Genomic DNA, 13,569 nt, shown 5'->3' on the forward strand with positions numbered 1-13,569 from the left:
ACCCAAAACTATCTTTTAATAGACCAGAGCAGCTATAAAACCCTAATCTTAAGGATCTAAACTGGACGATCATTTGGGCATCAACACTGACGTCCTATGTTGTACCTTTTTTTATTTGGAAACGGAACTTTCAACTGCTCAGCTGTAAGTGTAACATGTGCTGACTGTTACCAGCCAATAACTTTCCTTGTTTGTTAATTTTTTGGTTTTTATTTAAGTAGTTCTATGTAAGAAGCGTAGTGTTTTAACGAATATATTCGTATATAATCGACTATAAATCAAATCACTATGAAAATTTTACAGGAATAGCGTATATTTATTTCTGATAGTCCTCCCCTTAATTGTTTTTCAAACTTTTGAATTCGATTACATCATTGAGAAGTTGATGGCATTGATCTTTAAATCATCCTAACTATGAAAAATAAACTAAAATTAAGACCAGAATTTCTTTTTGCAGTGTTCCGTAACCTCAACAAGAACATGAGCAGTATTTCTAGAGGGGCCATATTAGGGGTGTTTTTGATTCTTTTTAGCGTTTATCACGGTAACGCTCAACTGCCCACAGATTTTCAAAAGGTTGAGTTATTAACAGGGTTAGCGAATGCTACCACCATGAAATTTGCTCCAGATGGACGGATATTTATAGTAGATCGTTATGGGGAGTTGCTTATTTATAAACCGGATACCCAATCCACAGTATCAGCTGGTGTCCTACCGGTATTTCACGGTTTTGAGGACGGTTTTTTAGGTCTTGCCTTTGATCCTGAGTTTACCGTTAATCAAAAAATCTATGTCTATTATTCCTTACCATCTGTTAGTAAAAACAGAATCTCACAATTTAGTATGAACGGTGACGCATTGGAACTGTCCACTGAGGTTTCTATGTTGGAGTGGGATGTGCAACGTATTAATTCCTATCATGCTGGAGGGGATATGGCATTCGATTCTCAGGGCAATCTTTATATCGCAATAGGAGACAATACCAATCATGGGCTTTATGGAGCTCTTGATGAGAATAATCCTAACAATAGTGCTGAGAAAAGCTCCTCTCACACCAATGATTATCGCGGAAAAATTCTACGAATAAAACCCAATGCCAGTAATGGCAGCTATACCATTCCGGCAGGAAATTTATTTCCTCCAGGAACCCCATTGACCCGTCCAGAAATATATGTAATGGGTACGCGTAATCCTTATAGAATCTTTGTGGATAAGGAAAATACGGATTGGCTATTTTGGGCTGAAGTTGGACCGGATGCCAATACTCCTGGTATTATGGGACCCGAAGGTTTGGATGAAATTAACTTGACCAAGACCGCTGGGAATTATGGGTGGCCATATTTTTCAGGGGTAGACAATGATCCTTATCAAATACCTTATAAATCACCTTCTCCTTTCTACAACGATCCCGCGGCACCGGAGAATACCTCCGTGTGGAATAAGGCCCCTTATACTATAGGAGCCACCGTATTACCTCCCGTTGAGCCTGCATGGTTGGAGTTTTTTCACAAGAGTTATTTTGCCGGTCCCAGATATTACTACGACGGGGCCGCTACTGATCAACAACGTTTACCCGCAGAATTTGATGGCGTCTTCTTTTACTACGATTTTAATACCAGTAAGATATGGGCGGTAAAATTGGACACTACTGGGAATATTTTGAGTAATGAACAATTGGCACCTTCGGTATTCCCGAGTTCCAAAAATGGTTTTATAGATATGAAGATCGGCCCTGACGGACATATTTACATTTTGGAATACGGTACGGGGTGCTGTCCGCAGAACGCCGGTACAGGCAAGTTGGTACGTGTAGATTATACTGGTATTATTACCAATTTGCCACCTACTGTAGTAATTAATGCCGATGTAACCAGCGGCTCCCTGCCCTTAACGGTAAACTTCACCAGTGCCGGCACAACGGATCCAAACGGCGATACGCCCCTTACCTATGCCTGGGACTTCCAAAACGACGGTACGGTAGACGCCACCACTGAGAACGCAGCGTTCACCTTTACCTCTGCTGGAACCTATAGTGTGCAATTAAGAGTGAATGACGGCAAAGGTGCTGTGGGCGTAAAGAACGTAACAATACATGCGGGAAACAACGCTGCAACTTTTTCATTTAACTCACCCTTAGATGGTGGGTTTGTAGGCTGGGGTGATGATATTACCATAGATTTGATGGTCATTGATCAGGAAGACGGTAGCACCGGTTCAGGTATAGATTGTGCCGATGTATCCGTGGTACCTTCTTTGGGACATTTAAATCACTTTCATGATGGCGCTACCATTAATGGATGCTCTCGGACCCTGACTTTGCAGTATGAGGGCCATGACATTGATGGCGGGGCAGACCTCTTTTATGTTCTTGGTACCAATTATACTGATCAAGGTGGGTTGCAAGCTTTTGATCAGATCCAATTGCATCCTAAGCGTAAGGAAGCCGAATACTACGATACGCAGAGTGGGGTAGAAACCATTTCTAATACCGATCCACTCTTAGGTGGAGAGGAGGCTATCCGTGTGGATAACAACAGTCATATATCATTTTCGGGGCGCAACCTTTTCAACATCAATTCTGTTAGATACAGAGTGGCCTCGATTGTAACTGGTGGAACTATCGAGTTTAGAACTGGTAGTAGTACTGGTCCAATTTTAGCGACAGCCGTTGTACCGGCTACAGGAAGTCTGAATACTTGGATAAACATTGACACCCCATTTACTGACCCGGGTGGTAAGCATGACTTGTTCTTCGTTTTTAAGAACAGCTCTAGCTCCCAGGATATTTTTGATGTGAATTATGTAGAGTTTACTGGAGCGGGGGTCTCTGTGGACAACTCACCCCCGTTGATAAATGAGGTGAAATCGCTAAGTACGACGGAGATTCATATTGAATTTTCGGAATATATGAACCAGGCTTCGGCAGAAACACTTTCCAACTATACGATTAACAACGGGATTACGGTTTCAGGCGCTTCACTTTTGGGAGACGGCCGCTCCGTACTGCTTAACGTTTCTCAAATGAGCTCCAATACCACCTATAATTTAACGGTCAGCAATGCTCAGAACTTGACAGGACTTCCTGTTTCTACTGGAAATTATCCGCTTTCTATGATCGGTACGATCCGGATCAATGCCGGAGGTCCACTCGTATCCCAAGGCCCAGATAGTTTTGAAGCGGACCAATATTTTACAGGGGGAAGCCTATATAATGCTGTAATTCCGATTGCGGAGACCACTGACGATGCATTGTATCAAACCGAGCGTTATGGAGCATTTACCTATGAGGTTCCGGTGCCGGTAGCTGGAGCGTATGATATTAGATTACATTTTGCAGAACTCTATTTCGGAGTAGGAAGGTCGGGAGGTCCCGGATCTCGCGTTTTCAACGTGAGTATTGAAGGGGTTCCAGTTTTAACTGATTTCGATATTTTGAATGAGACAGCTCCAGCAACGGCGCTGAAAAAGGAATTTGATAACATATCGATAACGGATGGGTTTGCCACCATACAATTCTCAAAAGTCGTTGAAAATCCTAAACTATCGGGCATCGAAATATTGCCGCCATCAACCTTTGAACCCGTTCCTAACATCTATATTACGTTTCCTGCCAACAATTCTACTGTCAGTCAACCTTTCCAAGTTGATTTTTCCGTAGAAAATTGGACCATACAGGAAGGCGGTACCCATATGCATTACTCCATAGATGGGCAAATAATAGGACCACATTATAATTACGATCCGATTAATATAGAAGGTCTAAGTTCAGGAAGCCATATCATACGTTTAGAGCTCTACGATGTTGGCCACATTCCTACAGGTATATTTAATGAGATAACGGTGAATGTTGAGGATCAAGGTGTTTGCAATTCCACTCCTTTTCCCAATTCTTGGGCGGTCCACCAATTGGAAACCAATCCCTATACGGCAGTGTACACCATACCAGATTTTGATCTGGACGGCGACGGACTTAAAGATATTGTCACCGGGGGATGGTGGTATAAAAATCCTGGTTCCGCTTCTGGAAATTGGATAAAAAACACCATTGGTGGTGGTTTTGGAAATGTGGTGCATGTCTACGATTTTGACGGAGACGGGTTTTTAGATTTACTAGGAACCACCTTGGGTTCTGGCTCGGGCAACGAGTATAAGAGTGCACAATTGTTGTGGGCCAAAAATGACGGTTCGGGCAGTTTTACAGTATATACTAATATTCCCGCCGGAACCACGAATTATAGTGAACCTTTTTTGGCGGGTATCGCAGGTGGTAATTTTGGTCTGGGTAATCCTTATCAAATGGCCATCAATTGGAACGGGGCAGAATCGACTGGTTCCCCAGTACAATTGCTGACCCCTACCGCCAATCCCACCACAGGTACATGGACGCTGGTCAACATCAGCAACAATTCCTCTGGAGAAGATATCAAAGCTGGCGATATTGATGGCGATGGAGATCTGGATCTTTTTCAAGGGATCAATTGGCTCAGGAACGAAGGCAATGGCAACTGGACAACCTTTTCTACTGGGGTCACCTATGTTACTACCCCTGATAGAGTGCAATTGGCAGATTTTAACGGTGACGGAAGATTGGATGCCATAGTAGGACAATTAGGACTTGGAAGCAATCCTAATCGTTCTGAGTTCGCATGGTTCGAGGCACCTGAAGATCCTACCCAGCCTTGGATCAGACATATTTTGAGTACCTCGGTTACTGGTAGTCTTAGCGTGTTTGCAATCGATATTGATTTTGATGGGGATATGGATATTGTAGTTGGGGAATGGTTAGGGAGCAGGCGTCTACTCGTTTTTGAGAATGACCTTTGCAATACAGGTACTTGGACGACCCATATTCTTAATGATGGGGCCTTAGATCAGGAACACCATGATGGAGCGATGGTAACCGATATAGATAATGACGGCGATCTGGACGTGATTTCCAACGGATGGCTCAAACACAAAGTGCCGCGCATCTATGAAAATACGACTCTATCTAATGGAAGTCAAATTCCAATAGCTAATGCAGGGCCTGACCAGACCATTACCTTGCCAAGTACTACCAGTGCCACCTTTAACGGAACCGGCACCGACCCGGATGGTGGTGCGATCACCGCCTACCAATGGACACAGCAGAGCGGCCCCAATGCCGCCACCCTGAGCGGGGACAGTACGGCAGACCTTACCGTGGGCGGATTGGCGGCAGGAAACTATGTGTTCAGGCTGACGGTCACCGACGACCAGAACGAGACCAGTACGGACGAGGTCATGCTGGTGGTCCAGACGGCTGCAGGGGCAGCTCCGATTGTGGAGGCCGGTGCCGACCAGACCATAACCCTGCCCACAAACACTATTATATTGAACGGGACCGGAAGTGACCCTGATGGAGGTGCTGTCAGCTTTTTATGGACCAAGCAAAGCGGGCCAAGTGCAGCGTTGAGCGGGACTACCACCCCTGCATTGAGCGCCAGTAATTTGGTGGAGGGCAGCTACGTGTTCAGGTTGACGGTAACCGATCCCGAGAACGATACGGCATTCGATGAGGTCACCGTAACGGTCCTTCCCGAAGCCACAGGAGGCTTTGCCCTTAGAATCAATAGCGGTGGACCGCAGATCACCCTGGGGACCACCAATTTTGGGGCGGACCAATATGCTTCCGGGGGAAAGCTATATAATATATCCAGCCCCATTGCCGGGACCGATGGCGACGTGCTCTACCAGACGGAGCGCTTTGGTACGGTCACCTATCAAATACCGGTTCCCAAATCTGGGGAATATGATGTGCGCCTGCATTTCGCTGAACTTTATTTTGGAGTGGGCAGCCAATCGGGGGGGTTAGGGTCACGGGTATTCAACGTCAGTATAGAGGGGCTTCCAGTACTTACCAATTTCGACATCCTGTCCGAGGTATTGCCGGCCACGGCCATTCAAAAGACATTTGATGGAGTCATAGTTACAGATGGCTTTGTCACCATACAGTTTTCAAAGGTCGTCGAAAATCCAAAAATTTCTGGAATCGAGGTATTGGGCAGTGGCAGCTCCAGCGCTCCCCCAGTAGCAAACGCTGGAGCCGACCAGACCATTGCCTTGCCGATAAACACCACAACCTTCAACGGAACCGGCACAGACCCGGACGGTGGTGCGATCATCGCCTACCAATGGACACAGCAGAGCGGTCCGAACACCGCCACGCTGAGCGGGGACAGTACGGCGGACCTTACCGCAGGTGGATTGGCAGCAGGAAATTATGTTTTCAGGCTTGCGGTCACCGATGACCAGAACGAGACCGGAACGGACGAGGTCATGCTGGTGGTCCAGACGGCTGCAGGGGCCGCTCCGATTGTGGAGGCCGGTGCCGACCAGACCATAACCTTGCCGGGCACTGCCAGTGCCACCTTCAACGGAACGGGCACAGACCCTGACGGCGGTGCGATCACCACCTACCAATGGACACAGCAGCGCGGCCCCAATGTCGCCACCCTGAGCGGGGACAGTACGGCGGACCTTACCGTAGATGGATTGGTAGAAGGAACCTATGTGTTCAGGCTGGCCGTCACCGATGACCAGAACGAGACCGGAACGGACCAGGTCACGCTGGTGGTACAGACGGCTGCAGGGACTGCCCCGATTGTGGAGGCCGGTGCCGACCGGACCATAAACCTGCCCACAAACAATATTATACTGAACGGGACCGGAAGTGACCCTGATGGAGGTGCCGTCAGCTTTTTATGGACCCAGCAAAGCGGGCCAAGTGCCACGCTCAGCGGGACCACCACCCCTGCACTGAGCGCCAGTAATTTGGTGGAGGGCAGCTACGTGTTCAGGTTGACTGTGACCGATCCCGAGAACAATACGGCATTCGATGAGGTGACCGTAACGGTCCTTCCCGAGGCTGTCGAAGGCTTTGCCCTTAGAATCAATAGCGGTGGACCGCAGATCACCCTGGGGACGACCAGTTTTGGGGCAGACCAATATGCTTCCGGGGGAAAACGATATAATACATCGAGCCCCATTGCCGGGACCGATGGCGATGCGCTCTACCAGACCGAGCGCTTTGGAGTGGTTACATATCAAATACCGGTTCCCAACTCTGGGGAATATAATGTGCGCCTGCACTTTGCCGAACTTTATTTTGGGGTGGGCAGCCAATCGGGGGGCCCAGGGTCTCGGGTATTCAATGTCACTATAGAAGGGAACCCAGTCCTTACCAATTTCGACATCCTTTCCGAGGTATTGCCGGCCACGGCCATTCAAAAGACATTTGATGGAGTCATAGTTACAGATGGCTTTGTCACCATACAGTTTTCAAAGGTCGTCGAAAATCCAAAAATTTCTGGAATCGAGGTATTGGGCAGTGGCAGCTCCAGCGCTCCCCCAGTAGCAAACGCTGGAGCCGACCAGACCATTGCCTTGCCGATAAACAGCACGACTTTCAACGGAACGGGAACAGACCCTGACGGCGGCACGATCATCGCCTACCAATGGACACAGCAGAGCGGCCCGAACACCGCCACGCTGAGCGGGGACAGTACGGCGGACCTTACCGTGGGTGGATTGGCAGCAGGAACCTATGTGTTCAGGCTGACCGTCATCGATGACCAGAACGAGACCGGAACGGACGAGGTCACGCTGGTAGTCCAGACGGCTGCAGGGACTGCTCCGATTGTGGAGGCCGGTGCCGACCAGACCATAACCTTGCCGATAAACAGCACGATCTTCAACGGAACGGGCACAGACCCGGACGGCGGTGCGATCACCGCCTACCAATGGACTCAGCAGAGCGGCCCGAATACCGCCACGCTGAGCGGGGACAGTACGGCGGACCTTACCGTGGGCGGATTGGCCGCAGGAACCTATGTGTTCAGGCTTGCCGTCACCGATGACCAGAACGAGACCGGAACGGATGAGGCCATGCTGGTAGTCCAAATGGCTGCAGGGGCAGCCCCGATTGCCAATGCAGGGCCCGACCAGACCATAACCTTGCCGACAAACAATATTACATTGAACGGGACCGGAAGTGACCCTGATGGAGGTGCCGTCAGCTTTTTATGGACCAAGCAAAGCGGACCCGGTGCCGCGTTGAGCGGGACCGCCACCCCTACACTGAGCGCCAGTAATTTGGTGGAGGGCAGCTACGTGTTCAGGTTGACGGTGACCGATCCCGAGAACGATACGGCATTCGATGAGGTCACCGTAACGGTCCTTCCCGAGGCCGCCGGAGGCTTTGCCCTTAGAATTAATACGGGAGGCCCAGGAACGACCTATAATGGAACTATTTTTGAAGCAGATCAGTATTTTGATGTGGGGAAGACCTTAGACCGGCCCCAGACTGGAATGGCTCAGCCCTACCGTACTATACGTTACAGTCCATCAATGCTTATGGCCTACAACATCCCAGTTCCTAGTGGCGAGTATACGGTAATTCTACATTTTGCAGAAATCTATTTTGGCGCCACTGGTGGAGGCTCGGGAGGTGTTGGTAGCCGGGTATTCGATGTGAGTTTAGAGGGGCAACTAGTAGAGGACAATCTAGATGTGTTTGCCCAAGCAGGAGGACCACAGAGCATGTTGATAAAGTCGCACACGGTTACAGTAACAGACGGTGTCTTGGATATTGATTTTTCCTCTCTTGCAAATGTTGGTGGTGTACGCCACCCAATCATTAATGCTATCGAGGTATTAGGCACTGTAATGAATAACAAGCAAGGAGTTGCGGTAAAGGGAACAGCCGACAATTTTACCGATTCTGTAGCTAGTGAAAGCAGTGACGATGGACCGTTCTCGGAAATAAATAACATTACAAGAATAACACCTAATCCTGCAAGCTATGAAGTGCAGGTCACGTTATCTGATGTCTCCTTGAATATTATACACTTTAACATTCACGATCTAGGAGGTCGATTGGTAAAAAGAACCAATTCAGGCAACTCACAACTGTCACCAGGACATTACCGCTTCGATATTTCCAATTTAGAAAATGCTATATATATTATTAATATTACTACCAGCGATGGCAATAATTCAAGACACAAATTAATAATTAATAAATAGAAAAAAGCGTAGATTGGTATTTAGGAGATAAAATAAAGAGGTTGATGGAGCCTTCAAATGGATAGCACTGAGAAGGGAAAGCTGAGAATTTCCTGCTCCCCTTCCCTCGCTTCAGCATTCGCCATTCTAACGGAAATGATACTGCAAGCTATCTGCCAGATCTTCTTCCGGCACTTTCAGTTCCATACTGTCCATGGAGGCGTTGGCCTTTATGGACGCAGAATCGAGGGCCTACTTGTGTCAGCTTACCATGCCTTTTTCGATGCACATCTGAAGCATGTTTGTAAAGACCTGCTCGAACACCTCTTCCGGAAAAAGTTGGCGTGCACGGCTGAGGGTGGAATGTCAGGGCAGTTTATCTTCAATGTCATAACCAATAAAGAACAAGATGTTCAGTCGCGTACTACAATGTTGATGAGCCTCCTGTCGTTGATGATGTTCTCCAGGCCTTCCTGTCGGTCAGGCATATAGCCGAGCAAGCAGAATTTAAAAAAAACGATGGGATCAATGCTTTTTTGACCACAGGTACCGTAAATCGATTCGGTCAATCTGTAGAGATAGTCTAGATCCAGTAAACCTTTGAGCTGACGATAGAAGTTTTGCCCGGAAACACGTTCACTCAGAAAAACAGGATGAACAACTTTTCTTGATATGTCTTTTTACTTTGCATATCAACAAATTATAAAATTTTTTACCTGAAAACACATTGTTCTATTAACTTTATCAACAGAGTTGTGCAGCGGGCACACCGTTTATAATTAATTACCTGGTTTTAGACTACTTACAAAAATCCTCGCGGATTTTTTATTCCGTTTTTATTTTGTTAAATTAGGTACTTAACCAACTAATCATACAAGAAACACGTTAGCCACAAGCATGTCGAAAATGATATAAAAATTTATTATGGAAGTAAATTTGGCATATTATCGCAGAAAAGATTGGAATAAATTCTTAAAAATGATTAACGATAGAGATGCAATGCATGACTCTTGGGAAGATTGGCACAAATCATATTTAAGAACAAAGCACATCTTAACTTCCCAAGGTTTAACTGTAAACGACTTTATCGTCGATTTGGATAAATTAAAAAAATATTGTTCCAATAAAGGTGTACAAATTGACGGAAAAGCTCGATCACAATTCGTATCTAATATAAAATGAATAAAGAACACTTAGCCAAAGTACAAGCTTTATTAACGGAATGGAATCCGCTCGGGGAACGATCCTCTCAGATAAGTGACTTGAATAACTATGAAATCGAAGCAACTGATATTTTATGGCATGTAAAAAAGACCAACACAGTTGATCAGATAAATAAAATGACAAATACTGTTTTAAGTCCAGCTTTTGGGATCCATGTGGACCAGTTAAATGTAAAGTTATTGCCAAAAAGATACATTCAATTTTAAATGAAAAATAAAACACGAAAGCAATATATAAGCCGTGGGCTGGTCTGCCCTCACTTGGAAAATCCTGCTGATTTCCCAAAGCCAGTTCTTATTTAAAGAGGTTCGTGTTGAGTCATCTGCTTGGCCGGCTGCGCCACAGCTCAAGATATACATATATGCAGTAGCACATTAAGCGCAACCATTTCAACATTTTTACATCTTATAGAAGATAAACTTATATATTATGAAAAAAGTACACTTATTATTTTTCTATGTATACTGACTTTCAATTGTAATTCAGATGATGATTCCACTATTGCACAGAATTGTGATATCATCTCTGAAATTATTTCCGAAGTTGAATTTAATTTAATTAATACTTCAAATTATGAAATAACTGAAGTTGAATTAAAAAGCGATTGCTTGGAAATAACGTTCAGTTTCAGTGGATGTGGAACAGAATTGTGGGGAGAGAATTTATATAGTGTAAATGCTTTTTATGCTGTTTTCCCATTACAACGAGCAGTCAGAATGGAATTGATAAATGAAGAGTTATGTCAAGCAGTATTTCAAAAATCAATTTCATTTGACCTAACTCCATTTAAAATTGAAGGGCAAAGTGAGATACCATTAAATATTGATAGATGGAATGAACAAATTACTTATAAACAATAAAAAAACGTGCTACAACAAAGAAGATGTATTAAAATAATTGCTCAATTTTGGGCTTAACCAAAGATCGTTTCAAGTTTACTATATCTGAATTTCCGCTGGAAATTACTCGCATTTCGGTAAGAAATTAATCTCCTTAACCTAATGTTTGATTAGGAAAAAAAAACCCAAATAAAAGCTAAAAACAAACCATTATAACAATGTTAGTCAATATCAAACGCAACTGATTCTCATTTTTAGCATCTTTAAAAAAAATATTATGAAAGCACGAATTTTAGTCTTACTTCTGATTGTCGGAATTGGGTTTTTGAATAGCTGTAATAATGATGATGATGATTCATCGCAAGAAAAAAGTATTAATGGAACTTGGTATCTCACTAATATAAGAGGTGGGTTAGGAAGTATGAACAACGACTATTCCATAGGGGACGTAAAATGGACTTTCGACCAAACGAATTCGATTTTGATAGTAGAAAACAAAATTGGAAACAGCAATTCTTTTTATTTGCACAGCGGAACCTACTCTTTTAATATTGTAGAGAATGAAGAAACACAAATATTTTTTATAGATAATAATAACTAATGCGAATCAAGGGTTAAAAAATTAGTGCTATAAAGGCCGCCGCCAGTCTTCCATATGCATGAAGGGTCAAACCTTTTATAGACCTGACTTACTTGCTTTCTGTATGTCAGATTTTTCAATAAGCCAACTGAACAATGCCCCTATGGGCTGTCTGATTTTAGACACAGCTCTTGAATATAGGTCGTTACAGGCTCTGTCAATTTTTCTCAGAACATCCGCCATTCCTTTTACGGCCTTTACGGGAGTTAGCATCTCAGAGTTAAAGTTGGCATTCATATTTTGAAAAAAAGCAGTGTCATTATATATTTTATCTCCAAAGAAAGTACGGTCTTCAATTTCGGACCAAGCCTCTTTATAAAGGCTAAGATCATTGGCGGAAGCTGGTGTAAATATGATCTGCTCTGGATGTGGCAACCTACCTGCATTGCAAAAGCCCAGCGCATGCAGCTTCATGCCGTAATAGTACATGCTTTTTGTGGAACAGTGGCCCTTGGCCGTTATTTCCGGCGCTACCTTTCCTGCACGTTTCCCCGAGCAGGTAAGAATGGGCATGGAATCCAGCACGCTAAAATTCCCGGAGCACTCTTTTGGGGCAAATTCACCCAAGAGTGTTTCCACAAACCGACCCATTACATGGGAAATCCTGTTGAGCCTATTGTTAAAGGCTTGATAGCTGCCCAGATCGGGAAACCAATCCAGTAGATATTTCCTTGCAAATTGATGTATCTTGTTCATTTTAAAAATCCCCTGATGCTGCATCACAAAAAGGTATATGGTTATAATTTCTTGGCCTGTAAGCTTAGGTTCCCTATTGTTGCTGAAGCGTTCACAACTATACTGTAGGTTGCCCCCGAACTTTTCACAGATATAGTAATATATTTTCACTAACTTGAAATCCTTGTTGTTGGTCTCTGTATTCAAAATAATCTTGTAGGAAATTGACTATTAAGATGTTGAAAATCATTAATTTAAATAAGTTTGAAGCGTTGTTTTGCAACAGATTAAGCTTGTTTTTTCATTATGATTCAAGTCTTGATTCGCATTATATATTTTTTTATCACTTCCTCACCTGCATATTGACCCGCAGTATTCTCATAGTAGCCACTTGTCCAAAAATTGCCGCCCCAAAGCATCTGTTTGAACTCTGGGTGAAGACGGAAAATCTCTTTGGCCGTAATGCTCTTGACAGCTCCGACTATCTTCTTGGGAGCATTCATTGGGATGCTCTGAATCAAAAAATGCTCTGAATCAAAAAATGAACATGGTCATCATCCTGACCAATTTCCAAAAAGTGAATCTCGTAACGCTCTTCGATTTTCAGATAAATATCCTTAAAAGTGGACGAAACTTTAGCATTCAATACTTTTCTCCTATATTTTATAGGGACAAACACAATGATACAAAAGCAAGCTTTTATTATGACTCTTGTGAATATGTTCACTCATCAATGCATGATTTAGCATTATACATTTGATTTACCAATCCTTGAAACTTCCAATCAGTATGGTTTCCCAATACATAGTAAATGGAATAGTATATGCCATATCGGGAGATGATACACTCATTCCTAGAACGCTACTAAGCTCCGATTTTAAATTGGTATGGATATCCTCAGCACAATCACCGCCGGCAAATAGAAGAATCCAAATATTTTTGATGATGTCAGAATACTGATAGGTAGTCAATACAGAGCGTTTTCCCAAATAGGAGGTTATCGTATGGCGGAGGTTTAATCGGTCATATTCGTCCGGGATAGAATTTAATCCGCCAAAAAAATTGATGTTTTCAAAAAATGTTGTAATTTTTATCCTGCGAGATTTCACCGAATTTAGTGAAATCTTAGTAAGAAAAAAGAGTCTCAAGCGTTGTTTTCATTGACTT

At 44.1% G+C, this 13,569-nt stretch carries 7 protein-coding genes and 1 pseudogene; 5 read left to right on the forward strand and 3 right to left on the reverse strand.

What is annotated here, in order from left to right; genetic code table 11:
- Positions 1–414: 414 nt before the first annotated feature.
- From JEM65_RS02845 to JEM65_RS02865, 5 genes are all read left to right on the forward strand, one after another.
- Complete coding sequence (locus tag JEM65_RS02845; RefSeq protein WP_199597058.1) at positions 415–9,045, forward strand: PKD domain-containing protein; 8,631 nt, start codon at positions 415–417, stop codon at positions 9,043–9,045.
- A gap of 903 nt (positions 9,046–9,948) precedes the next feature.
- Positions 9,949–10,206: a hypothetical protein gene (locus JEM65_RS02850; RefSeq protein WP_199597059.1), complete on the forward strand. Its 258-nt coding sequence runs from the start codon at positions 9,949–9,951 to the stop codon at positions 10,204–10,206.
- Positions 10,203–10,454, forward strand: coding sequence for a hypothetical protein (locus JEM65_RS02855; RefSeq protein ID WP_199597060.1), 252 nt, complete (start codon positions 10,203–10,205; stop codon positions 10,452–10,454). Before JEM65_RS02850 ends, JEM65_RS02855 begins: the two co-directional genes overlap by 4 nt.
- Positions 10,455–10,574: 120 nt before the next feature.
- Positions 10,575–11,108 carry a hypothetical protein gene (locus JEM65_RS02860; RefSeq protein WP_199597061.1) on the forward strand — a complete coding sequence of 178 codons (534 nt, stop codon included), beginning with the start codon at positions 10,575–10,577 and terminating at the stop codon, positions 11,106–11,108.
- 256 nt (positions 11,109–11,364) lie between these two features.
- Entirely contained in the window at positions 11,365–11,688 is a 324-nt protein-coding gene (locus JEM65_RS02865; RefSeq protein WP_199597062.1) for a hypothetical protein, read from the forward strand.
- 75 nt (positions 11,689–11,763) lie between these two features.
- On the opposite strand, the gene JEM65_RS02870 is transcribed toward JEM65_RS02865, so the two are convergent.
- The 3 genes and pseudogenes from JEM65_RS02870 to JEM65_RS02880 all read right to left on the reverse strand — a co-directional run bounded on the left by JEM65_RS02870 (position 11,764) and on the right by JEM65_RS02880 (position 13,511).
- The gene (locus JEM65_RS02870; RefSeq protein WP_233530495.1) at positions 11,764–12,423 is read right to left on the reverse strand and encodes a transposase; all 660 of its coding nucleotides are present in this window, start codon (positions 12,421–12,423) and stop codon (positions 11,764–11,766) included.
- Between the two features lie 290 nt (positions 12,424–12,713).
- Positions 12,714–13,133, reverse strand: a pseudogene (gene tnpA / locus JEM65_RS02875) (IS200/IS605 family transposase).
- Positions 13,134–13,163: 30 nt separating this feature from the next.
- Positions 13,164–13,511, reverse strand: coding sequence for a hypothetical protein (locus JEM65_RS02880; protein ID WP_199597063.1), 348 nt, complete (start codon positions 13,509–13,511; stop codon positions 13,164–13,166).
- Positions 13,512–13,569 lie beyond the last annotated feature (58 nt).

It is taken from the genome of Gelidibacter salicanalis (assembly GCF_016469035.1).
Taxonomy (GTDB): Bacteria; Bacteroidota; Bacteroidia; order Flavobacteriales; family Flavobacteriaceae; genus Gelidibacter; species Gelidibacter salicanalis_A.